Below are 24,113 nucleotides of genomic sequence, written 5' to 3' on the forward strand. Positions count from 1 at the left end.
AAGGGACGAAGATTTTTCGTGGTACCACCCTAATTTACCGGCGGAAAGCCGGTATCTCAAGAAGCCATAACGCGGCTAACGGCAAGTGTTAGTTGCTCTCAGGAGTAGCTTTCCGTCAGACGGCCATGGGAATCCTTGCAGCCTTGGGATCCCTTTCTGAACATGGCAGTAAGCGTACTTTCTCCGTCATCGGTTTTTCTATGATACTTTGGATTATAGGGAATTGCCGCTCCCGTGTCAATCCATCGCCTCCGAAAAGTCATAAGGAGTGATGCCTTGCATCCCGATCATCGGGTCGATTCCTAGGATCGTCTCCATCGTCAGCCGATACTCTTTCCGGCTTTGAGGCATCTCGTCGGAGGCTTCGATAGGTTCGTCTTGCTGTTCCCCGCTTTGTGGAACTTTCGCTGTTTCTTCCTGTATTTCGACGGTGGATTCCCTCCGCAAGCGGTCTTTCAATGTCGTCTGCCGCTCAAGTTCATCTGTGCGGTTAATGCCGATTTTGAATTCTTCCGGCTCGCCACATAGAATCAGGAAATTCTTAGCTCTCGTAATTCCCGTATACAAGAGATTTCTCCGGAGCATTTTCCTGTATCCTCGAACAATCGGCATAACGACAATTGGAAATTCACTTCCTTGCGATTTATGGATGGAACAGCAGTAGGCAAGCGTAATTTGGTTCAAGTCATTGCGCTCATATTCAACTTCGATGCCGTCATAGGAGACGATCAGCAGTTCTTTTTTATCGACAGTTTCTTTCGCCTTGATAATGGAGATGACTTCACCCATGTCTCCGTTGAACACATTGCTTTCTGGCTGATTGACAAGTTGCAGCACTTTGTCGCCGATTCGATAGACGACATCCCCAAAGGCGACTTCTTTGCGGTCGGGCCCCGGCGGATTGACCATCTGCTGGATCATCTTATTCAATCCATCGATGCCGGCAGGGCCTTTATACATAGGAGCCAGCACTTGGATGTTTTTAATATGATGCCCTTTTGAAACGGCGTTTTTTACAACCTGTTCCACAACCTCAAGTATTTGGTCCCCACTTGCTTTGATAAAAGACCGATCCGTCGTTTTCCGTGTAACGTCATCAGTCCATTTTGCATTTTTAATCATATGGGCCATCTCAATGATAGTCGAGCCAGCACTTTGGCGGTAGATTTCGGTCAACTCCACGACTGGAATCCTTCCAGAATCAAGCATATCCTTTAAAACTTGACCGGGACCGACAGGCGGGAGTTGGTCTTGATCTCCGACGAATAAAACTTGGATTTCATTATGCAATGCTTTGAGGAGCTGATGGGCAAGCCACGTGTCGACCATAGACATTTCATCGATGATGATGAGCCGCCCTTCCACTTCCCTGCCAACCGCGTCATCCTTTTCTTGTCCATTGAAGCCAAGAAGCCTGTGGATAGTCATTGCCGGCAGTCCTGTCGATTCGGACATCCTTTTCGCCGCTCGCCCTGTAGGAGCTGCTAAAACGATTGGAAAGGTCTCTTCTTTTTCAACATAGTATTTAGGGTCGAGAGAAAGACCATGAAGCTCAGCATACACTTCTACTAACCCGCGGATGACGGTTGTTTTCCCCGTCCCGGGCCCCCCGGTCAAAATCATGGCAGGTGAATGGAGCGCCTTCTCGATTGCCGCCACTTGTGTTTCTGCATAATTGACTCCGAGCCTTTCCTCTGCTTCCCCGATCGCCTTGCGGATTTCAGAAACCGGGAACTTGTCGGAAAGATCATTTTCCATGATCCGTTCCATTTTGGAGGCGATGCCGATTTCCGAAAAATAGAGTGAAGGTAGATAAAGCTTTCTGCCTTCGCCGCACAGCTTACTTTCCTCAACCAATTCCATGAGGCATCTGGAAATTTGGTCGAACGGCACTTCTTCCGTTTGGCTTGATTCCAATAGCCGCTTCACTTCTGGCAAAACCGACTCCGCCTCTAAATAGACATGACCAGCAGATTGGACTCCTTGGTTCAACGTATGGAGGATCGCAGCTTTCACCCGGGAAGGATGTTTACCTGTAATCCCCAAATGTCTACCCAATTCATCCGCGCGTTGGAACCCCACTCCCTCAATGTCCTCGATCAGCCTGTATGGATTCTCTTTTAACAGTTCGATGACTTCTTCACGATAGGTCTGGTAGATCCGCATCGAAAGCTGAGGACCGAAACCCCATTCGTTCAATTGCACCATGCTTCGTTCCAATCCGAGATTGTCCTGAAGCACTGTGACGAGGGTCTCTTTCCTCTCTTCCGAAAGCTTCGGAACGCGATCAAGCACTGACGGGTTCTCCAAAATCTGTTTGATGGCGTCCTTGCCCAACGTTTTTACGATGGTGTCGGCAGTTTTCCTTCCGATTCCCGGAAAAAGATCACCGGATAAGTAATGTACAATTCCCGTTTCAGTTTCAGGCAATTCTTTCGTAAACGTATGGACGTCGAACTGCTTTCCGTAGGTCGCATGATTGACAAGCCTGCCCGTAAGTCTGTAGTCATCTTCATTCGCCAATGGAGGAAAATTCCCCTTAATGACGATCTCCTTATCCTCATAGCCGCTATTCGTTTTAGTTATTTTCATTTTCACGATGGAAAAGAGATTATCAGGATTGTGGAAAATAGTGACGACAGGCCGTCCAACGATGAAAACCGCTTCAATATTTTCTTTTCCCTCAGCCATTCAGATCACCGCCTTGCGTATCTGCCCATTTTGGAAATTAACCTAATTTGATCATGTCGTAAATATATCTTGCTTGCGTATGTTCCGGTTCGATCGTGAAAGCCTTTTCCAGATGGAACAGCGCATCATCCTTCTGATCCGTCGAGACTGCATACAGGACACCTAAATTATAGTGGGCATCTGCATTCTCATCGTCATTCTCCAAGACGAACGACAATTCTTTCCCGGCCTCTTCAAAGAGCTCCATCTCAGCTAATAAAATCCCGAATGCGAGACGGATTTCAAGATCAGCAGGCGCCAACTCCGCAGCCCTTTGGAAATACGGCAATGCGAGCTTTGATTTGTCCGATTGCTTTAAGCTTTTTCCAAGCATGAAAAAGGCATCGGCTTCATTCAGACCTGCACGAATTGCCTTTTCATAAACAATCGCCGCCTCTTCAAACCGTTCGTTGGAATAATAGAGATTGCCGAGGCCATAAAGTGCTGAACCTGCATTTTCATCCAGGCTGATTGCTTTCTGGAAGAAGCGTTCAGCCCTTTCGGTGTCACCGGCAGAGGCGAAGACGTTCCCGAGGTTGATGTAACCGACTGGGTTTTCCGGCTCTTCCTCCGCAGCTTTCATGAAGGCTTCGATAGCTTTTTCGTATGCCCCTTCTTGAAGGGCTTTAATACCAATTTCATTGTATTCCATAGCGTTTCCTCTCATCCTACGTAATCTAGTTGCACTCCATTTTTCACGACTTTATCGATTGTCCCGCCGCCGAGGCATTCTTCACCGTCATAAAAGACGACTGCCTGACCTGGGGTGATTGCCCGGACAGGTTCAGCGAATGTGACGACTGCACCTCCGTCTCCTGTCAACTTAACAGTCACTTTCGTGTCCGGTTGACGATATCGGAATTTCGCTGTGCATTCAAAAGTGTCCGGCATTGTCCGGGCAGTTGCGAAGCTGATATTGATAGCAGTCAAGCTGTCGGAATATAGGGCGTCATGATGGAACCCCTGTCCGACGAGCAATGTGTTCTCGATCAGGTCTTTGCCGATAACAAACCACGGATCGCCTGCACCGCCGATCCCCAACCCATGGCGTTGGCCGATCGTGTAATACATCAAGCCATCATGTTTCCCGACAGTTTTGCCGTCCATCGTTTTCATATCTCCTGGCTGTGCCGGCAAATATTGTCCAAGGAATTCCTTGAAGTTCCTTTCACCGATAAAGCAAATGCCGGTTGAGTCCTTTTTCTTCGCGGTGGCCAGTCCTGCACGCTCAGCAATTTTACGCACTTCCGACTTATCAAGACCGCCGATCGGGAACATGACCTTTTGCAGCTGTTCCTGTGACAGCTGATTGAGGAAATAGGTCTGGTCTTTGTTTTCATCTTTCCCTCTGAGCATGGCGACGCCTTCATCCGTTTCGACGACTTGTGCGTAATGCCCTGTCGCAAGGAAATCCGCTCCGAGGCTCATAGCATGGTCTAGGAATGCATTGAATTTAATTTCCTTATTGCACATAACATCCGGGTTAGGTGTTCTTCCTGCTTTATATTCCTCAAGGAAGTAGGTGAATACTTTATCCCAATACTGCTGTTCAAAATTGACAGCGTAATAGGGAATCCCAATTTCGTTGCATACGCTTATGACGTCCTCGTAATCTTCAGTTGCTGTGCAAACACCGAATTCATCGGTGTCGTCCCAGTTTTTCATGAAGATTCCGATGACATCATATCCTTGCTCCTTCAAAAGAAGAGCAGCGACGGATGAGTCGACTCCTCCCGACATTCCAATGACTACCCGGGTTTCGGATATTGGTTTATTTGCTGTTCTCATACATATTCATCCTTTATCATTTCATTTCACGAGTCGTTTGATGATTTGTGCTGTTTTCGTCGCAGCTTCACGCACCATCTGTTCGTCGAGTCCAAGACCGAAACTGAAACGTACTGAGTTGCGTAATTTAGGTGATTCGCTTCCCCACATCGCCGATAAAACATGAGATGGCTCAAGGGATCCCGCTGTACACGCAGAACCGCTCGATACGGCGATGCCTGCCATATCCATGTTGACGAGCAATGATTCAATTTCGGTTCCAGGGAAGCTGACGTTTACTACATGCGGCAACCGATCGACTACATCCGCATTCACTTCGAAGTCAATTCCTTCTTGACTGAACACTTCCGTCAAGATCGTTTTATAACGATCGTACTTGCGATGATTTTCTTCCATTTCATTTCTAGCTATTTTTATAGCTTCTGCAAAACCTGCGATTGCAGGAACATTTTCAGTTCCTGCCCGCCTCTTGCGCTCCTGTTCCCCCCCGAACTGAAGCGGCGTAGTCTGCAGGCCTTTTCGTTGATAAAGGAAACCGACCCCTTTTGGCCCGTTCAATTTATGGGCTGATGCACTGAGCAGATCGACTTGCAGTTCATTCACATCTAAATCCAGAATTCCGAATGCTTGGACCGCATCCGTATGGAAAACAGCTTGATGGTCCTTCAGGATTTCGCCGATCTCCTTGATTGGCTGGATCGTTCCGACCTCATTGTTGCCATACATCACCGTGACGAGAACAGTTCGATCGGTAAGTGCTTCAGCCACTTGTTCGGCACTTATCTTTCCATTTTCATCGACTGGTAAATAAGTGACATCAAAGCCGTTTTTCTCTAATTCCTTGCAGGAGTTCAAAACGGCATGGTGCTCAATAGCAGTCGTAATAATGTGATTCCCTATTTTTCTCATTGCAGAAGCTGCCCCGAAAACTGCAATATTATCAGCTTCAGTTCCTCCTGATGTGAAAATGATTTCATTCGGTTCGGCACCGATTGCCTCCGCTATTGTTTTACGGGCATCATCGAGCAATTTCCGGGATGTCCGTCCAAAGCTATGGATGCTTGAAGGATTGCCGAAAACCGAATTCATCGCTTTTATATAAACCGCACTCACTTCCGGATGGATGGGTGTCGTAGCGGCATGGTCCAAATATATCGTTTGCATAAGTAGACTCCTTTAAATGAATGGCTTCAAATATAAAACATATATCCATCGAGATCGGTGGATTCATCCGATTCCACCAGATCCTGGATTGTCGTTTTATCCAAAACTTCACGAATGGCGTCGCCGATACGGTTCCATAACGATTGCTGGGGAACCTTGTCGCCATCGATCCCCTCTACGACCTGGATAGGGCCTTCGAGTAATCTGATTACGTCCCCAGCGGTAATTTCGACGGGTGGCTTTGCAAGTTTATAGCCTCCATATGCTCCACGGACGCTTTTTACGATTCCGCTATTACGCAACGCAGGGATAAGCTGCTCCAAATACGCTTCCGACAAATTTTGTTCTTCCGCGATTTTACGTAGCGGCAACGGCCCCTCCCCGTATTTCTTTCCAAGTTCCACAACTACTGTCAGCCCATAGCGGCCTTTCGTTGAAATCCTCATATATAACCAACGTCCTTTTCTCGTCCAATTCACACCGTATTAGTTCATCAATACACTTCAAAATATTATAGCATAACTGCACTCCCGCTTCCTTCAAATGACTTCTGGCTTTGCGTTGTGTATAATAGTGGAACGGATGTACGGGGAGTGATTTGATTGCAAAATGAACCACTGGCATTTCGAATGAGACCGAGAAATATAGATGAAGTTGCCGGACAGCGACATATAATCGGTAAAGAAACTGTACTCTATCGGATGATTAAAAGAGGACATGTTCCTTCCATGCTGCTATACGGCGAGCCTGGAATCGGAAAGACATCAATGGCTTATGCGATTGCCGGTACAAGCGATTTGCCGTTTATCGCATTGAATGCGACAGTTTCAGGGAAGAAGGACGTTGAGGATGTCGTTGCAGAAGCCCGGATTACGGGCAAGGTCATCCTATTCCTTGATGAAATTCATCGTTTCAATAAATTACAGCAAGATACACTATTGCCTCATGTTGAAAAAGGCTCTATTGTACTGATCGGTGCAACGACGGAAAACCCTTTCCACGATGTAAACCCCGCTATCCGATCGAGATGCGGGGAAATTCTACAATTGAACCGCCTGGAGCCCCATGACCTGGTTGAGTTGATCGAACGGGCTTTGCATGACGAAGAACGCGGCCTTGGGAAAATGGCTATCGAGATGAGCGGCGACCAGATCCAGAGAATTGCCGAAGGGGTAAATGGTGATGCACGTAAGGCGCTCACGTTACTGGAATCAATTATCTCGGCTAGTGACGAGGAAGAGGGCAAGGTCGTTGTTGAAGATTGGTTGATCGACAATTTGATTGGAAGGATTGGACTTGTCGGTGATAAAAAAGGATCGCATCATTATAACCTGCTTTCCGCTTTGCAGAAGTCGGTGCGTGGCAGCGATGTGAATGCAGCTATCTTCTATTTGGCGAATCTTCTTGAGACAGGGGACCTGATTGCGGTATCACGCCGACTGCTCGTCATGGCATATGAGGATATCGGATTGGCTGCACCTGAAGTTGGTCCCCACGTACTCGCTGCTACGGAGGCGGCTGTCCGTCTCGGCATGCCGGAAGCTCGCATTCCGCTAGCAAATGCTGTCATTGAGATGTGCCTCGCTTCCAAATCGAATTCGGCCTACAAGGCGGTTGATGCTGCCGTGAAAGCGATCAACGGAGGAAAGACGGGTGATATCCCTCTCCATCTGCGGGACACTCACTATGCAGGGGCGGCTGCCCTCGGGCATGAAGGATACCGTTACCCTCACGACACACCGGTCGGTACATTCGGCGGCTGGGTGAACCAGCAATATTTGCCGGATAAAATTAAACAAGCGGAATTCTATGAGCCGGTCATCGCCGGCGAAGAGAAGAGGCTTGCGGGCATTTATGAACGGTTGAAGGAATTCAAGAGAAATAAATAGACCCGTCAGCGGTCCCTACTAGAAAGCACCTCCCCGTTGAATACAGGGAGGTGCTTTACTTTCCTATTAAAGGATATACTGATCAATCTTAAGTACAAGCTCGGCAATTTCAGGTTTGCTCACTTGATCGTTCGCTCCGACGCTGATGCCTTTGTGCTTCAGTTCATCTGTAATCAAGGATGAGAAGATGATTACCGGAAGGAGAGCCAGCTCTTTATCCGCTCGGATCCTTTTCGTGAAATGGTGTCCGTCCATTTGAGGCATTTCGATATCGGTGATGACAAGTTGCACTTCATCGGACACCTTTTTACCGGCAGCTGTCAAACTCTCTAAAAACCCTAATGCGTCTTTTCCATTTTCAAAAAACTCGATATTCCCGTATCCCGCTTCGGTTAATGTATCATTCAATAATTTACGGAGCAGCGGCGAATCCTCAGCTACAAGGATTTTCTTATTTGACCTCTCCCTTGCCCCCAGCTTTCTTACTTGTTCGACTTGAATTCCGCTATCCGGGTTAATATCAACGACGATTTTTTCAAAGTCAAGAAGCAGAAGCATATCGTCTTCCCGTTTGATGACCCCGATGACTTGAGAGGCATTGCCGGAATATATATCCGAAGGTTTTTCAATCTGATTCCATGAAACGCGATGAATTTGTGCAACTTCGTGGACGTGGAAGACGACTTCCTGCTTGTTGAATGCTGCAACGATATATTTCCCTTCTTTTTTCCCGATTGTTTCAGGCAGCCCCAGCACTCTTTCCATATTGATCACGGGAAGGACGGCTCCGCGGAGTTGGATAATTCCTTCGACGGACGGGTGCGCATGTGGGATTGTGGTGATTGGTGTAGGCATGATGATTTCTTTCACTTTAATTACGTTGATGCCGTAGCGGTTTTGTCCCATTTGGAATTCGACAATTTCGAGTTCGTTCGTTCCGCTTTCGAGTAAGATTCCGTTCTGTTTTTGCAATGGTTTCAGCCCTTCCGATTCAGCTATTATTATTCAATCTTTTCATGTTTATCCTCTATGACGATTGTACCAGTTGGAGAATGATGGAACAATAGGAAAAGCTGTTTTCCCAATCAACAGGAAAACAGCTAGTTGTCACTTCTTGTCCTTTACTCGTTCGATGTGGATGTCTTTTACGATGTCGTTGAGCACCCAGCTTGCACAGACTAGGCCTGCGACGGAGGGGACGTAGGCATTTGAAGCGGGCGGCATTTTCGCTTTGCGAATTTGCGCCTCAGGTTTGCCGACTGTTTCTACGACGTCTTCTCTGACGACAATTGGACTTTCATCGGAAAATACGACTGGGACGCCTTTTTTAATGCCTTCTTTTCTCAAACGGAGTCTGATCACTTTTGCAATCGGATCGGTATGCGTTTTAGATATGTCGGCTATTTGAAAGCGGGTAGGATCCAGCTTGTTCGCGGCGCCCATGCTTGAGATGATTTTGATGCCTCTCGCTACACATTCTTTAATAAGATGGATTTTGTAGCTGATCGTATCCGATGCGTCGATAACGTAATCAGGTGCATAACTGAAAAATTCTTCGTACGTATCTTCCGTATAGAACATATGAAGTCCGATCACTTCGCAATCCTTGTTTACATCAGCGATGCGCTCTTTCATCACTTCAACTTTAGACTTGCCAATCGTCGATAAGGTTGCCACAAGCTGACGATTGACATTCGTAATATCAACGGTGTCTTTATCGATGAGGATGATCCGACCAACACCGCTTCGGGCACATGCTTCTGCCGCAAACGAACCGACTCCTCCGACGCCTAATATGGCGACAGTCGTGTTGCGCATCAAATCAACGCCTTCTTTACCGATGGCCAGTTCATTCCGGGAAAATTGATGTAACAATGGTCTTCAGCCCTTCCATATATATGAATAAATACAAAACCCCTCAGCACGTGCGCCAGAGGGGAGTATAGTCTACCGAATGTTTGTAATAAGATTAGGAACGAATCCCGAATGTGCCGTCTTTGTAGTATCGTTTTGAACCCGCACTCAGCAGGTGGGTGCTACATCTGTCTTTTCTGAAGTCCCTTACCAGGGCATTCCATCCAATACAGAATGACAGCTCCCTACGATAATTATGTTCGGTCAAAACTGATTTGCAAACAACGTACACTTCAGGATTCGTATTACTTGTATCCTACCACACCGAAGATTCGTTTTCAACGAATTCAATTAAACAAATTATTACGTTTTTATTTCAATAGCTTGACTGTTTTGCTCAGTTCGACCGGACGGAAATTCCTAATTCAGAAAGTTGCGAATTATCCACAGCACTAGGTGCTTCTGTCAGCAGATCGCTTGCGCTTGCAGTCTTTGGAAATGCAATTGTATCACGGAGATTTGTCGAACCTGATAATAACATGACAATCCGGTCCAATCCGAATGCAATTCCACCATGTGGAGGCGTACCGTATTCGAAAGCGTCCAGCAAGAAGCCGAATTGCTCGCGTGCCTCTTCAGCTGAGAAGCCGAGCGCCTTGAACATCTTCTCCTGTACGTCGCGTTGATAGATCCGCAATGATCCCCCGCCCAGCTCAAAGCCATTCAACACGAGGTCATATGCTTGGGCTTTGACGTTGCTAGGATCAGTTTCAAGTCCGTCGACATCCGCAGGCATTGTGAATGGATGGTGGGCTGCATAGTAACGCCCTTCTTCTTCGTCGTATTCGAATAACGGCCACTCAGTTACCCATAGGAAGTTGAATTGCGTTTCGTCGATCAGGTTCAAATCTTTGCCAAGTTTCAATCTTAGTGCACCCAATGCATCCGCAACAACCGATTTCTTATCCGCAACGAATAGGAGGAGGTCACCTGCTTGCGCACCAAGGGAATTCGCCAAAGTCTCTCCCGCTTCACCTTCAAAGAATTTTGCAATCGGTCCTTTCAATCCATCGGCATCCACTTTCAGCCAAGCCAGACCCTTTGCGCCGTAAACTGAAGCGTATTCGCCAAGCGCATCAATATCTTTACGGGAATAATTATCTGCAGCACCTTTAACATTGATCGCTTTCACTTGCCCGCCCGATTCTACAGCGCCGGAAAATACTTTAAAGGAAGAATCCTTAACAATCTCGGACACATCCTGCAGTTCCATAGCAAAACGGGTATCCGGTTTGTCAGAACCGAAACGTCCCATCGCTTCTTCATAAGGCATACGTTTGAAAGGAATTTCGATATCAATTCCTTTAACATCTTTCATCACTTTCTTCATGAGACGCTCATTCAGTTCCATGATGTCTTCAATCGACATGAAACTCATTTCCATATCAATTTGCGTAAATTCAGGTTGGCGGTCAGCGCGCAGGTCTTCATCGCGGAAGCAGCGTGCGATTTGATAATATCTATCAAAGCCTGAAACCATGAGCATTTGTTTGAAAAGTTGAGGAGACTGCGGCAACGCGTAAAATTCCCCGGTATGCACACGGCTCGGTACTAGATAGTCCCTTGCCCCTTCTGGCGTGGATTTCGTCAATATCGGCGTTTCCACTTCTAGGAACCCTTCCCCATCCAGGAAGTTGCGGACAGTCTTTGTAATATCAGAACGCATTTTGAATATGCGTGCCAATGCCGGACGGCGAAGGTCCAAATAACGGTATTTCAATCTGATCTCTTCGTTTACATCGGTTTCATCTTCAAGCATAAATGGAGGAGTTTTTGCCTCATTGATTATTTGGATCTTCTCCACATGCACTTCGATCGAGCCGGTTTTCAATTTCGGGTTTTTTTGCTGTTCTTGACGTTCAACAACTTTTCCAGCCACTTCGATGACATATTCATTGCGTACCGTTTCGGCAATTTCAAGCGCAATTTTTGAGAAATCCGGATTGAAGACGACTTGGACAATCCCTTCGCGATCCCGCAAATCTATGAAAATCAGACCGCCTAAATCCCTTCTTTTCTGTACCCAGCCTTGTAATGTAACCGTCTGGCCAATGACTTCCTCTGTCAATTGTCCGCAATAATGTGTCCGTTGCATATCGTTCATCAACCTTCCTTATTTCAACTGTTCTTTTATTTTTTCAATAATAATTGCATCTTCGATTTTTTCCTGGAAGCCGTCAGCCATATTTTTCAGCTGTACCACGTTCTCTTCCACCTCTTCTTCACCGATGACGATGACCACCTTGGCGCTGAACCGGTCCGCCGATTTCATCTGGGCCTTCATTTTGCGGTCCATATAGTCCATGTCCGCCCGGATGCCTGCATTTCTTAGTTCATTCAATAACTTGAATCCTTTCCGGTGAGCCGCTTCCTCAAGGGTTACGATATAGACATCAAGTTCAGGTTCCTGAGTGAACGCCTTCCCCTCTGCTTCAAGAGCTAGCAGAAGTCGTTCTATGCTCATTCCGAAACCTATGCCGGGCGCGGAAGGACCGCCGATTTCCTCAGCAAGGCCATTGTATCTTCCTCCGCCGCAAAGCGTCGTGATCGCCCCGAAGCCCGATGCCGTGCTCATGATTTCAAAAGCGGTGTGATTGTAATAATCCAGCCCGCGGACCAAGTTCGGATCGAGCTCGTAAGCAATGCCGACTTCATCCAAGTATGCTTTCACCTGTTCAAAATAAGCTGCCGATTGGTCTGTCAAATAATCGGCCAATGAAGGCGCCGACTCCATCAATGGATGATCGCGGTCCACCTTGCAATCGAGGATGCGGAGCGGATTTTTCTCGAGACGCGATTGGCAATCACCGCAAAACTCGCTGATATGCGGAGCGAAGTGTGCAACGAGTGCCTCCCTGTGCGCATTTCTTGATTCACTATCGCCCAAAGAATTCAGTACTAGCTTGATATCCGTCAATCCTGCTCGCTTGTAGACATCCATTGCCAAAGCGATCACTTCGGCATCAATCGCCGGATCCGCACTGCCGATCGCCTCGACGCCGAATTGAACGAATTGACGATAACGGCCAGCTTGCTGACGTTCATAGCGGAACATAGGACCTTGGTAATAAAGTTTCACCGGTTGATCGGGATACCCGAACATTTTGTTCTCGACGAAAGAACGGACGACCGGAGCTGTTCCTTCCGGACGAAGGGTCATTGATCGGTTTCCGCGATCCATGAACGTGTACATTTCTTTTGTCACGATATCGGTAGTATCTCCCACGGTCCGTTGAAATAATTCGGTCTGTTCGAAGATAGGTGTGCGGATTTCCTTGTACCGGTAATTGTCGCAAAGGTCCCGGATAATCGATTCGACTTTCTGCCATTTCCACGACTCGGAAGGCAGGATGTCCTGTGTCCCTCTTGGCACTTTGAAATTCATTTGACTACCCCTTCTTTCATACTGTTCTTAGCCGCAAAAAACAAAAAAAGCCCCCATCCCTTGTTGTAACAAGGGACGAGAGCTTATGTCAGCTTCCGCGGTTCCACCCAAATTGGCACAAAACACATGCCCACTCGTACCCGGATAACGGCCGGTTCCGTCCGCACCTACTGAAAACGATCGTTCAGCACGGAGCCTCGATGGTGTTTTTCACTATATCCGTCTGTAAGGTGGATTTCAGCCACGTCCACCTCTCTCTTGTCAGCCTGCAATACAGTTACTTTCCATGTCTACAGCAAAATGTATTTTTAGATTAAGACTAATCTTAGCCATTCAATGACGAAGTGTCAACCTTTTTCATTTCGATGTGGTTTTTTCTTCTCAAAACTTCTACAATGGAAAAAAGGGAGAGTGATAGTTTGTCGAAATTGATCAAATGGCTTCTAGCTATCATCCTTTTCGCTTCAATTGTTTGCGAGATGCCGATAATTTCTGCGAAAGGCGAAACAATCATCATCAATACGAAATCGCTGAATGTACGTTCAGGTCCAGGGCTTACCTATCCGGTAACCGGCTCAATGAAACAAGGCGAGCGCACCGAAGTTCTGGCAACGTCCGGAGACTGGCATGAAATCAGATTCGGTTCAGGCACAGGTTGGGTCGCATCATGGCTTGTCGTGAGTGAAGAAGCAAAGAAACTATCGCCTAGGACAGCCATATCAAAAGTCAGCGCTTTGAATATCCGGACTGAGCCCTCATTAAGCGCAGCTGTTGTAGGACAAATGAATGCAGGTGAAGCTGCGGTGATGACAGGCCGGCAAGGGGAATGGGCTTCCATTGTCCTAAATGGCGTCGACGGTTGGGTACATACTGATTACATTACTGAAATTCAGCAAAGTGAAAACGGTCAAGCCGGAACAGCAGTTAAGCCAGAAGTACAGAATCCCGAGCAGTTCACGGTTTCTGTCGATGCGCTGAATGTGAGGAAAGCACCGGGCTTATCGTCCAAGAAGGTCGGCTTGATCCGAAAAGGAGAGTCCTACGCGATCGAAGAAGTTGATGGCAATTGGGTCCGCTTGGCATTAGGAAAGAAATCGTCCGGCTGGGTCTATTCTTTCCATGGAACACTTAGTGCGAAAAGTACCGCGGGCAAAACTGAGGTAGCAGCAGACAACAAAGTGACCGTGCTCACGAACGGCACGAATCTCCGATCTGCGGCAACGACCTCTTCAGCCATTGTAACGAGAGCTAATGCCGGAGAGAAATTGCCAGTGAGCGGTGAAGAAGGCGAGTGGTATAAGGTCTCACTTCCTTCTGGGGAAACGGCTTTCATCGCCAAATGGGTCGTTTCAACAGGTGACCTAGCGCAAGTGGAACACACGCCCGAAAAGAAGAAAAAGGCCAGAGTGCCGGGCACTTTAAAAGGACTTACAATAGTTGTAGATGCAGGACACGGAGGAAATGACCGTGGAACGACTGGAATGCAAGGTACAGACGAGAAGCTGCTGACATTGATGACTGCTGAGTTGTTATCCGCCAAACTGAAGGCCGCAGGTGCGAATGTCGTCATGACGCGCGAATCCGACACGTATATTTCACTGCGCAAACGTGTATCTGTCAGTCATCAGCATGGAGCCGACGCTTTCATCAGCCTCCATTATGATGCAAATCCAGATACATCGATTACCGGATTCACGACGTATTACACACATTCCCATCAAAGATCGCTGGCTTCCTCAATCAATGATGGACTAGCGTCGACGATTTCACTTCGGAATCGCGGTACACAACCTGCCAATTTTCTAGTGTTGCGGGAAAATCGCCAGAATGCCGTGCTCATCGAATTAGGGTTTTTATCGAATCCTTCCGAGGAGAGGGTTTTGACGACTGAGATGTTCCGGGAACAGGCATCTCACGGGATTTATCAAGGCCTGCTCGAGCATTTCGACGGGAATTAATTACGGACACCATGGAATTTTGTGATTCCATGGTGTTTTTTTGTATTGAATGGATCCTTTGTGAATGATTGAGCCCTTGAGAGAATAATTGAGCCCTATCAAAAAAAAGACGCAACCCGTAGTTTATCTGGGCTGCGTTTTCATTATTTCGATTCGATTATAATCGTAACCGGACCATCGTTGACGAGGCTTACGTCCATCATGGCGCCGAATACGCCGGTTTCCACCTGTAAGCCTTGTTCACGGAGCGCTTTATTGAAGTAATTCCAAATAGGTTCAGCCGCTTCAGGTCTTGCTGCTTCAATGAAACTTGGGCGGCGCCCTTTTCTCACGTCTCCATACAGCGTAAATTGGGAAACGGAAAGGATCTCCCCGTCCACTTCATCGATGGACCGGTTCATCTTTCCTTCTTCATCTTCCCAAAGCCGCAGACCTGCAACCTTCTTTGCAATATAGTCTGCGTCCTGCTCCGTATCGCCATGTGTGATTCCGACGAGGAGAACATATCCTTTCCGGATGGAACCGGTCACTTCGCCATCGACCGTTACGGAAGCATTGCCGGACCTCTGTAACACGACCTTCATGCAAACACCTACTCTCCTGCTTAATGGATCACCCGCTGCACGGAATAGATGTCGCGTATTTGTTTAATGCGGTCGACAATCCGATGCAAGTGGGATATATTCGTAATTTTTATCGTCATGCTGATTTTCGCAAGTTTGTCCCGGTCCGCTTTCCCGCTCACTGCAACAATGGGGGTTTTTGAATCCGCTACCATCATCATCACTTCATTCAGGAGGCCTTGGCGGTCAAATGCAGAAATTTCGATATCCACTTGGAATTCCTTGCGTTCGTTGTTCATATCCACCGCCCACTCCACTTCAATAAGCCGGTCGGTGTCTTCATCGGTGAGGATGTTCGGACAGTCAGCGCGGTGTACGGAGACGCCGCGGCCTTTTGTGATGAAGCCGACAATCTCGTCACCCGGTATTGGATTGCAGCATTTCGACAGGCGGATGAGCAAATTCTCGAGGCCTCTGACGATAACACCCGATTCCGTTGTCCGGACAGGCTGCGGCGTTTTCATATCGAATACGATTTTATCGATCGCTTCCTGCTGATCACGTTCACGGCGGATTTTTTCCGCCAGTCTGTTGACGACTTGCTGTGCGGTGATGCCATTCGATCCTACCGCAGCATACATGTCCTCTTCCGAAGTAAAGCTGAATTTGTCTATCGCCCGCTGAATGTTTTCAGTAGTTAGAACAGCTTTCAGATCGAATTCCTGGAGCCTTATTTCCCGCTCGACAAGTTCAGACCCCTTCGTAATATTCTCTTCCCTCAATTGCTTTTTGAAATATTGACGTATTTTATTCCGCGCCTGTGATGTATTGGCTATTTTCAACCAATCGCGGCTCGGTCCGAATGATTGCTTTGATGTGAGGATTTCGACAATATCGCCTGTGAACAGCTCTGTATCCAACGGGACCATTTTTCCATTCACTTTTGCACCGATCGTCCGATTCCCCACTTCCGAATGGACCCGGTATGCAAAATCGATGGGAACGGAGCCTTGAGGAATTTCAATGACATCCCCGTCAGGCGTGAAAACATACACCATATCCGAAAATAGATCGAACTTCAATGATTCCATGAATTCCTCAGCATTGGAGGACTCATTTTGGAATTCTAGTATTTCGCGGAACCATTTCAGTTTTGAATCAATATTATCGGGTTTTTCCGTAACGGTTTTCCCCTCTTTATACGCCCAATGTGCCGCAACCCCGTACTCTGCAATCCTATGCATTTCCTCCGTCCGGATCTGGACTTCAAGCGGATCGCCGGCTGGTCCGACTACTGTTGTATGAATAGATTGATAAAGGTTCTGTTTAGGCATTGCGATATAATCTTTAAACCTTCCCGGCATCGGTTTCCACAACGTATGGATGATTCCAAGAACCGCATAACAATCCTTGATGCTTTTCACGATGATGCGAATGGCAAGAAGGTCATAGATTTCATTGAATTCCTTGTCTTGCAGGATCATTTTGCGGTAAATGGAATAGAGATGCTTTGGCCGACCATTAATCTCTGCTTCGATATTCATTTCGGCTATTTCCGTCCGTATCGTATCCATCACATTCATTAAATACTTTTCTCGTTCATCCCGTTTTTTCTTCATCATATTGACGATGCGGTAATATTGCTGAGGATTCAAATAACGAAGCGCAGTATCTTCCAGTTCCCACTTAATTGTAGAAATTCCGAGCCGATGTGCAAGCGGTGCGAAAATATCAAGAGTTTCAGCCGCAACTCTCCGCTGCTTTTCCTCCGGTACATGCTTCAAAGTCCGCATATTATGGAGACGGTCAGCGAGCTTGATAAGAATGACTCTGATATCCCTCGCCATCGCAATGAACATTTTGCGGTGGTTCTCTGCCTGTTTTTCCTCATTCGATTTGAATTTCAGCTTTTCCAATTTTGTAACGCCATCAACAAGCATTGCCACTTCTTCACCAAAGACGCGTATAATATCCTGGCGGCTCACATCGGTATCCTCCACGACATCGTGGAGGAAGCCTGCAGCAACTGTGGAAGGATCCATCTGCAATTCCGCTAAAATTCCTGCCACTTGGATTGGGTGGAGTATATATGGCTCACCCGAGCTCCTGAATTGCCCTTCATGAGCAGCCTTCGCTGCCTCATACGCCTTTTTGACGAACGCGACATGCTGTTCATTCATATATGAGGCAACGATTTCAAATATATCCTCTGCCGTCATGTCACGATTTTTCGCCATCATTCTACTCCTTTCGACTAATTCCGCAAAAAATTAAAGATAATTCTATTGTATGTATAAACAGATAAGAATGTAAAGCCCTACGGATAAAAAAACCTCCGCTCATCGCGGAGGGCCTTACATCAATAGGTCATAAGTGCTTGAATTTCATAGCCATTCAGTTTTTCACGGCCGTTCAAATACGACAGCTCGATCAGGAACGCGCATCCTGCGACTACTCCCCCGAGTTTCTCAACAAGTTCAACTGTGGCGCCGACTGTCCCGCCCGTTGCAAGCAGGTCGTCAACAATCAATACACGTTGACCAGGCTTAATGGCATCTTTATGAATTGTCAATGAATCCTTGCCATATTCAAGGTCGTATTCGACCGCTATCGTTTCACGCGGCAACTTCCCGGGTTTCCGGACCGGTGCGAAACCTACTTCCAATGCATACGCGACAGGGCATCCGATGATGAATCCCCTTGCTTCTGGGCCGACGATAATATCCGTACCCACCTGCTTGGCAAACTCGACAATCTGATCGGTCGCATATTTATAAGCTTCCCCGTTATCCATAATTGTCGTTATATCTTTAAAGCTAATGCCTTCTTTCGGATAGTCCGGGACGATTGTCACGAAACTTTTTAAATCCATAATTGTTCCTCCCTATTGACGGTTTCTTTGCAAATTTCATCGAACCACTTTTTCAAATCCATATATGGAGCATAGACAAGCATCTGTTCCAATTCAATCTGACGCTCTCTCTGTTTATAAGATGGAGCTTCGGAAAGATTTTTCTTCTCTGCATCTTCGATTACAATGGCAAGACCATTTTCTATCTTAACAAATCCTAGCTCGGAAAACACCTTTGTCATAAAATAAATTGTTTCGACCTTCCAACCTCTATGCTTCGATAACTCCTGAGCTTGCTTCCGCAAGTCAAACGAGCCACGCTTTTTTAAAAAGCTATAATACCAACCGAAGTGCTCACGACTCGGAATCCCTTCGAAATACAATGATTCATTGACGAAGAAATGAGCATAGACCCTTTTCGGATTTGTCCTTTCGATCAATTCTTTCATTTGCTCCGAACCTGAAGGCAAATCCAATACGATCACATGATCAGTTTCCGACAGTTCCGTTTGTCCGAATTGATGGATCTGTATGTTCTTCAAGATTGGTTGAAAAAAAGCGATTGACGTTTCTTGAAATGCAATGAATAGATTATTCTTTTCGGGGATGATCGATATCCAACGATTCGGTTCCCGGATGCCACGCAAGTCGAACAGCTGCCGTTCTTTCGACTGGATATCGTCGAGCAGCATTTGCGGTTTCTTACGCCCGTTCCATTCATTCACCTGTAAATCCCCAGTGACGGATAACTTGACGCCCGGGCTCATTTCGTCGGCGATCTCCCCATTCCCGAAACCGATAACATCGAGTGTATCCACACCATCGGACAATTCAAGTTTCAAATGATTTTTCGCTGCCCCTATCTTTCTAACGGATGACGCTGAAAGGTTCTCAATTAAAAAAACAGGCTTCTCGAACGACATGCCAAATGGCCGGAGCAGTTCCATCGATTCCAACACGTCTACATCGATTTCGCCGATTTCAAGCGGGACATCGATCTGCAATTGCGGTGTTAGCATTTCATCCGTCAAGCTCATTTTTCCTTGATCATTCAATCGGTTTCGGAGTTCTGCCACATCGTCAACTGATAGCGACATGCCCGCCGCCATTTCATGGCCGCCGAAATGAGGCAAGAGATCTGCAGTCTTCGAGAGCTCTTTAAATAAATCAAAACCGGCTATGCTTCGCCCTGAACCTTTTGCTATTCCCATCTCAAGGTCTACGGACAGCACAATTGAAGGTCTGTAATATTTTTCGGTTAAACGCGAAGCAACAATCCCGACCACACCTGGATTCCAGCCAACGCCAGCAATGACGATGACATAAGGAAGCATATCACCGTACATATCGATCAGAGCTTGCTCCGCTTCGTCAGCGATTTTTGTGACGAGCGCCTGTCTTTCTTTATTCAATGCATCCAATTGTTCGGCTATGCTCATCGCTTCCATCTTATCTTCCGTCTTCAACAGATGGACGGCAGGGTCAGCACTGCCCAGCCGACCCGGTGCATTCAAACGCGGTCCAATCATGAAACCGAGCGACTCCTCAGTAAGTGTTCGCTGTTCAGTCCCGCTCACTTTGACAAGCGCCTGGATTGCTGGCCGTTCAGTCATGCGCATTCGCCTGATTCCTTCCTTGACCAGGAATCTGTTCTCACCCTTCAGAGGAACGAGGTCAGCGACAGTGCCGATTGCAGCGATTTCGTACAGTTCTTCCGGGACTTCGCCTAATAAGGCACAAGCGAGTTTAAACGCAACGCCTACACCTGCCAGCTCCCCGAAAGGATAATCGCCTTCCGGATGCCGCGGATGGATGATGGCATCCGCAACCGGAAGCTCATCCCCGATTTCATGGTGATCCGTCACAATGATATCCATTCCGATGGATTTGGCATGGGCAACTGCATCCAAGCCTGAAATGCCGTTATCGACTGTGATGATCAGGGAAGTTCCCGTTTGATGTAGTTCATCGAACAGATCGATATTTGGTCCGTATCCATGTTCGAAACGGTTCGGAATGGTGAAGCCGACATTTGCACCGAGCTGTTCGAGGGCAGTCGTCAATACAGTGACGCTCGTGACGCCATCCGCATCATAATCACCGTAGATTGTAATTTTTTCACCTGTTTCGATTGCTTGATGAATCCGTTCCACCGCCTTCTCCATATCGAACAGTAGATACGGATCATGAAGGCAACTTTCTTCCATATGTAAAAAGGACCTAGCTTCCTCCACATTCGAAAAGCCTCTGGAGACAAGGATTTTTGCATGGATGGAAGGAATACTAAGCTCTTTTATAAATGTATTTACGATTGTTTCATCAGGACGATTGATCGTCCACGTTTTCATCGATTCTATCAAAATGGCTCACATCCTCTTATGCCCATTATATCGGAAGAGGGCGTACTCTTAAAGGGGTAAGCGAATCGTCGTCAAATTTCCGCATAAAAAAACACCCTTGCAAGGGTGCTTACATTTCTCCTTCAATTGTATCTAAATTTTGAGGAGGGTCTACAAGGTGTTGCAATGCTGCAATTTCATTTTGCTGAGTTGCGATTAATATCTCTTTTGCGGTCATTTCCTTTTTCAGTTCATTGATTTGCCGATTGGTATGAATGGATCTGAACATAGCCATGAAGCCGCTGATGGCTGCACCAAGCAACGCCGTAAAAAGAATGACGAGGATGAGTGGCAGATGCGCTTTTCCAAACAAGTAGTTTACTTGGACGGATTCAATATTAAGAATGGCAAACACGGCAATGATAATGGCGAAAAGAATACTGAGTATCAACGACCATTGCATCTTCATATCTTCCCACCTTCCCTTCACAAAATAACATCCAGCTTCGGGCGCTAGCAACTCGGGTCATAAGTCAATGTAGCAAAAAGCGCCACTTCGCATCTTCGCCTTATGCCTGAGGCCTGCAGGAAGCCGGTCATGCAGTCATTGCCGCAGGATGCGGGCACTTAGACTGCGGACTCATGCCGGGCAAGCGCCCTACGCTTTTGAAACAAAAAACAGGATATACGCTTAGGTATACCCTGTTCCTTAGAGGTTTAAAACGTTGTCGGAGACACGGTCATCAGACTACCGGCTCGTCAGAACCCCATTGTTTTTTCTCTTTTTCGACTTTCAACGTACCGGTTTTATCAAGTTCCTTCTTCTTCAGGTCAAACCAGATTTGAGCTGAGATGAAGATGGAAGAATATGTTCCTGCGAGCAATCCGATCAGCAAGGCGATCGAGAATGGACGGATCGCTTCCGCTCCGAGTGCAATTAATGCGACTACGACAAAGACGACTGTTAGGACGGTGTTCACTGAACGGCCCAATGTTTGTCGAAGTGATTTATTGACGATTTCCGCCAATTCATCCGCACTGTCGATTTTGCCTCGTTTATGAAGATTCTCGCGGATCCGGTCGAACGTTACAATCGTATCGTTAATTGAATACCCGACAATCGTCAATACCGCGGCGATGAACGTGATGTCCACTTCCAACCTCGATATGCTGAATACCGCAACCATGAAGAATGCATCATGGATCAACCCGATAATGGATGAAACCCCCATCCGCCATTCGAAACGGAATGCAACATAGATGATGATTCCAAGTGCAGCAACTAGTAATGCTTTCAATGCATTTTCCGCAAGTTCTTTACCCACTGTATTGGAAACTGTTGAAATATTCGGATCTGCACCGTAATGAGCCATTAGATCTTTTTTGAACTTGTTTACAGTTTCTTGCTTGAATTCTTCTTTATAACGCACGACGCCGATATTGTTCGTATCACCCGAAATCACAATATCAGATGCTGGATGGCCCAATTTCTCAAGAGTATTTGAGATTTCCTCAGTCGTAACAGGATTGTCCGATAAGATTTCAACACGAGTACCACCTGCAAAGTCAATCCCAAGGTTTAATTTGAAGATCCCGAGAACAATTATTCCGGCAATAATCAATGCCATTGAAACCACATAGAATTTTTTACGGGAACGAACAAAGTCAAAACGATCGAATTTAGTTGTAAGGTCAAGCGTATCCACATCTTCTTCAGGTGCGTGGACCCGACTTTTCGAAATCCCGAATAGGCCTGTCTTTCCATCAAGCATCCCGCTATTCACGAGAAGACCTAACAATAGACGCGAGCCCCAAACGGCTGTCAAGAAGCTGACGAGGATACTGATGATTAGCATTGTTGCAAAGCCTTTGACGGAACTTGTCCCGAAAATGAACAGGACGACAGCTGCAAGCAACGTTGTAATATTAGCATCCAAGATGGCGGTGAACGCGGATTTCGCACCTACCGAGAAAGCAGTCTTCACTGATTTCCCTACTCGCAGTTCTTCTCGAATCCTTTCGTACGTCAGGATATTCGCATCGACTGCCATACCGACCCCGAGCATCAGAGCTGCAATTCCCGGAAGTGTAAGAACTCCGTTAATGCCTGTGAATACAGTTAGGATCAAGTAAATATAGACGGAAAGTGTGATAACAGCCACAAATCCAGGTACACGATAATAGACCAGCATGAAGAGGAAGATTAACGATATCCCTACGATTCCAGCTAGAATCGTTTTATCCAATGCCTGTGCACCAAATTGAGCACCTACGGAAGTGGAGTAAATTTCTTCAAGGTGTACTGGGAGTGCGCCTGCATTCAAAATCCCAGCTAGATCCTTCGTTTCCTCGACTGTGAAGCTTCCATTAATTTCAACATTGGATGAATTGATGACTTCTTTTACAGATGGAGCGGAAATGAATTTAGGTTTTTCCTTCATTCTTTCCTCTTTGTATGAATCGACGCCTTCTTCAAAGTCCATCCAGATGACCATTACGTTTTCAGGAGCTTTTGCTTTAATTTCAGCTGTCACTTGCCCGAATTTATCCGGATCTTTCATTTCGAGTGTAACGACAGGGTTGCCATTTTGCCCGAAGTTGGCTTTCGCCTTGCCTTCTTTCAAGTCATCTCCATCTAACATCAGATTATCGTCTGCATCCCTGAATGTTAGATTTGCTTGTGTAGACAAGAGTTCACGTGCAGTTTCCTGATCTTCGACACCGGCCAATTGGACGCGGATCCTGTTATTGGATTCAACTTGGATGACCGGCTCGCTTACACCAAGGACGTCGACACGGTTACGTAGAGCACCTGCTGTATCGGATACGACATCCTCCGTGATTTTTTGGCCTTCCTTCCCTTTTAGCGGCTGGACCTCATATAGGACTTCGAAGCCCCCTTGCAGGTCAAGACCAAGACGTACATCTTTTATAATCGGTTTTACAGTAGCGCCTATTAAAGATCCCAACATGACAAGCAGTAATAGAAAAGCTACAATCCGGCTTCTTTTTTTCATAGATTAGTTCCCCCTCTGTACGTGGAGCGCTGAGAAGATTGCTAGGTACAGTTTTTAAGAAAATACAACACTCCAATTATGAAACAGAGATTAACATCTGTCAAATAGTTGGGCATCGTGTGAACTTCGGAAATTACTTGTTTTTAGTCGCAAGAAGCAACTGCAATTCATCGCTGTTCAAATCCGAAAACCAGTTTGATCCCCTTTGTTCCTCGATTTGGGTATAGGTCATGAATTCGGCAGGCGTCAATGCCAAAACGCCATTTACAAGCTCATGGATCCGCATCGTAGAAACATTTTTCTTTCGCCATTTTTTACGTATGCAGTATTTCCATATTTCTTCATTCGTCACTGTCGGATAGCCATAAAGGCGGAATTCATCCCTTTTGCTCTGTATGGCAGGCAAAGCATGTTTGAATATCTGTTCGAATTGTATCGTCACCTTCTCCATCCCTTTCCCGTTCAGTCGTAAATAGACAATCCTTTGCATAGATTTAGTGTAAACGAAATGACCG

The 24,113-nt window shown here is 46.6% G+C and carries 18 protein-coding genes, 1 other RNA gene and 1 other annotated feature; of the genes, 2 read left to right on the forward strand and 17 right to left on the reverse strand.

The window, feature by feature from the left end; all coding sequences use genetic code 11:
• Positions 1–237 precede the first annotated feature (237 nt).
• The 5 genes from recD2 to cymR are packed head-to-tail and all read right to left on the reverse strand — an operon-like array spanning position 238 to position 6,128.
• Positions 238–2,691, reverse strand: a complete 2,454-nt coding sequence (gene recD2, locus M3193_RS04720; protein ID WP_251624677.1) for an SF1B family DNA helicase RecD2 — start codon at positions 2,689–2,691, stop codon at positions 238–240.
• Positions 2,692–2,728: 37 nt separating this feature from the next.
• Positions 2,729–3,382 carry a tetratricopeptide repeat protein gene (locus M3193_RS04725; RefSeq protein ID WP_251624679.1) on the reverse strand — a complete coding sequence of 218 codons (654 nt, stop codon included), beginning with the start codon at positions 3,380–3,382 and terminating at the stop codon, positions 2,729–2,731.
• A gap of 11 nt (positions 3,383–3,393) precedes the next feature.
• Positions 3,394–4,518 carry a tRNA 2-thiouridine(34) synthase MnmA gene (gene mnmA / locus M3193_RS04730; protein ID WP_251624680.1) on the reverse strand — a complete coding sequence of 375 codons (1,125 nt, stop codon included), beginning with the start codon at positions 4,516–4,518 and terminating at the stop codon, positions 3,394–3,396.
• A 21-nt stretch (positions 4,519–4,539) separates the two neighbouring features.
• A complete protein-coding gene (locus tag M3193_RS04735; protein WP_251624682.1) occupies positions 4,540–5,682 on the reverse strand; it encodes a cysteine desulfurase family protein in 1,143 nt (380 codons plus the stop codon).
• Between the two features lie 26 nt (positions 5,683–5,708).
• Positions 5,709–6,128, reverse strand: a complete 420-nt coding sequence (gene cymR / locus M3193_RS04740; RefSeq protein WP_251624684.1) for a cysteine metabolism transcriptional regulator CymR — start codon at positions 6,126–6,128, stop codon at positions 5,709–5,711.
• A gap of 156 nt (positions 6,129–6,284) precedes the next feature.
• Here cymR and M3193_RS04745 point away from each other — a divergent pair, with 156 nt between their 5' ends.
• Positions 6,285–7,571 carry a replication-associated recombination protein A gene (locus M3193_RS04745; RefSeq protein ID WP_251624685.1) on the forward strand — a complete coding sequence of 429 codons (1,287 nt, stop codon included), beginning with the start codon at positions 6,285–6,287 and terminating at the stop codon, positions 7,569–7,571.
• A 66-nt stretch (positions 7,572–7,637) separates the two neighbouring features.
• Here the strand turns inward: M3193_RS04745 and M3193_RS04750 are convergent, their stop codons facing one another.
• From M3193_RS04750 to hisS, 5 genes are all read right to left on the reverse strand, one after another.
• Positions 7,638–8,543, reverse strand: a complete 906-nt coding sequence (locus tag M3193_RS04750; RefSeq protein WP_251624687.1) for a chemotaxis protein — start codon at positions 8,541–8,543, stop codon at positions 7,638–7,640.
• Between the two features lie 135 nt (positions 8,544–8,678).
• Positions 8,679–9,446 carry a tRNA threonylcarbamoyladenosine dehydratase gene (locus M3193_RS04755; RefSeq protein WP_251624689.1) on the reverse strand — a complete coding sequence of 256 codons (768 nt, stop codon included), beginning with the start codon at positions 9,444–9,446 and terminating at the stop codon, positions 8,679–8,681.
• 100 nt (positions 9,447–9,546) lie between these two features.
• Positions 9,547–9,728, reverse strand: a non-coding RNA gene (gene ssrS / locus M3193_RS04760) — 6S RNA.
• Positions 9,729–9,822: 94 nt separating this feature from the next.
• Positions 9,823–11,580, reverse strand: coding sequence for an aspartate--tRNA ligase (aspS, locus tag M3193_RS04765; RefSeq protein ID WP_251627214.1), 1,758 nt, complete (start codon positions 11,578–11,580; stop codon positions 9,823–9,825).
• Positions 11,581–11,598: 18 nt separating this feature from the next.
• Entirely contained in the window at positions 11,599–12,870 is a 1,272-nt protein-coding gene (hisS, locus tag M3193_RS04770; protein WP_251624691.1) for a histidine--tRNA ligase, read from the reverse strand.
• 68 nt (positions 12,871–12,938) lie between these two features.
• Positions 12,939–13,172, reverse strand: a binding site (T-box leader).
• 117 nt (positions 13,173–13,289) lie between these two features.
• Here hisS and M3193_RS04775 point away from each other — a divergent pair.
• Positions 13,290–14,828 carry an N-acetylmuramoyl-L-alanine amidase gene (locus tag M3193_RS04775; protein ID WP_251624693.1) on the forward strand — a complete coding sequence of 513 codons (1,539 nt, stop codon included), beginning with the start codon at positions 13,290–13,292 and terminating at the stop codon, positions 14,826–14,828.
• Positions 14,829–14,971: 143 nt separating this feature from the next.
• On the opposite strand, the gene dtd is transcribed toward M3193_RS04775, so the two are convergent.
• From dtd to M3193_RS04810, 7 genes are all read right to left on the reverse strand, one after another.
• Positions 14,972–15,412 (reverse strand): D-aminoacyl-tRNA deacylase, encoded by a 441-nt coding sequence (dtd, locus tag M3193_RS04780; protein WP_251624695.1) that lies wholly within the window; start codon positions 15,410–15,412, stop codon positions 14,972–14,974.
• A gap of 20 nt (positions 15,413–15,432) precedes the next feature.
• Positions 15,433–17,628 carry a RelA/SpoT family protein gene (locus M3193_RS04785; RefSeq protein ID WP_251624697.1) on the reverse strand — a complete coding sequence of 732 codons (2,196 nt, stop codon included), beginning with the start codon at positions 17,626–17,628 and terminating at the stop codon, positions 15,433–15,435.
• A 122-nt stretch (positions 17,629–17,750) separates the two neighbouring features.
• Positions 17,751–18,263, reverse strand: a complete 513-nt coding sequence (locus M3193_RS04790) for an adenine phosphoribosyltransferase (protein WP_251624699.1) — start codon at positions 18,261–18,263, stop codon at positions 17,751–17,753.
• Positions 18,254–20,602 carry a single-stranded-DNA-specific exonuclease RecJ gene (gene recJ / locus M3193_RS04795; protein WP_251624700.1) on the reverse strand — a complete coding sequence of 783 codons (2,349 nt, stop codon included), beginning with the start codon at positions 20,600–20,602 and terminating at the stop codon, positions 18,254–18,256. Before recJ ends, M3193_RS04790 begins: the two co-directional genes overlap by 10 nt.
• A 109-nt stretch (positions 20,603–20,711) precedes the next feature.
• Positions 20,712–21,050, reverse strand: a complete 339-nt coding sequence (locus M3193_RS04800; protein WP_251624702.1) for a LapA family protein — start codon at positions 21,048–21,050, stop codon at positions 20,712–20,714.
• 274 nt (positions 21,051–21,324) lie between these two features.
• On the reverse strand, positions 21,325–23,598 hold the full coding sequence (gene secDF, locus M3193_RS04805) for a protein translocase subunit SecDF (protein WP_251624704.1): 2,274 nt from the start codon (positions 23,596–23,598) through the stop codon (positions 21,325–21,327).
• Positions 23,599–23,731: 133 nt separating this feature from the next.
• A complete protein-coding gene (locus M3193_RS04810; RefSeq protein WP_251624706.1) occupies positions 23,732–24,040 on the reverse strand; it encodes a post-transcriptional regulator in 309 nt (102 codons plus the stop codon).
• Positions 24,041–24,113 lie beyond the last annotated feature (73 nt).

The sequence above is a fragment of the Sporosarcina luteola genome, from assembly GCF_023715585.1.
Classification (GTDB): Bacteria; Bacillota; Bacilli; order Bacillales_A; family Planococcaceae; genus Sporosarcina; species Sporosarcina luteola_D.

Bases quoted from the DNA above. Each gene is read 5' to 3' on its own strand.
- recD2 (WP_251624677.1), bottom strand. From the start codon at position 2,691: ATGGCTGAGGGAAAAGAAAATATTGAAGCGGTTTTCATCGTTGGACGG.
- M3193_RS04725 (WP_251624679.1), bottom strand. From the start codon at position 3,382: ATGGAATACAATGAAATTGGTATTAAAGCCCTTCAAGAAGGGGCATAC.
- mnmA (WP_251624680.1), bottom strand. From the start codon at position 4,518: ATGAGAACAGCAAATAAACCAATATCCGAAACCCGGGTAGTCATTGGA.
- M3193_RS04735 (WP_251624682.1), bottom strand. From the start codon at position 5,682: ATGCAAACGATATATTTGGACCATGCCGCTACGACACCCATCCATCCG.
- cymR (WP_251624684.1), bottom strand. From the start codon at position 6,128: ATGAGGATTTCAACGAAAGGCCGCTATGGGCTGACAGTAGTTGTGGAA.
- aspS (WP_251627214.1), bottom strand. From the start codon at position 11,580: ATGCAACGGACACATTATTGCGGACAATTGACAGAGGAAGTCATTGGC.
- hisS (WP_251624691.1), bottom strand. From the start codon at position 12,870: ATGAATTTCAAAGTGCCAAGAGGGACACAGGACATCCTGCCTTCCGAG.
- dtd (WP_251624695.1), bottom strand. From the start codon at position 15,412: ATGAAGGTCGTGTTACAGAGGTCCGGCAATGCTTCCGTAACGGTCGAT.
- M3193_RS04785 (WP_251624697.1), bottom strand. From the start codon at position 17,628: ATGGCGAAAAATCGTGACATGACGGCAGAGGATATATTTGAAATCGTT.
- M3193_RS04790 (WP_251624699.1), bottom strand. From the start codon at position 18,263: ATGGATTTAAAAAGTTTCGTGACAATCGTCCCGGACTATCCGAAAGAA.
- M3193_RS04800 (WP_251624702.1), bottom strand. From the start codon at position 21,050: ATGAAGATGCAATGGTCGTTGATACTCAGTATTCTTTTCGCCATTATC.
- secDF (WP_251624704.1), bottom strand. From the start codon at position 23,598: ATGAAAAAAAGAAGCCGGATTGTAGCTTTTCTATTACTGCTTGTCATG.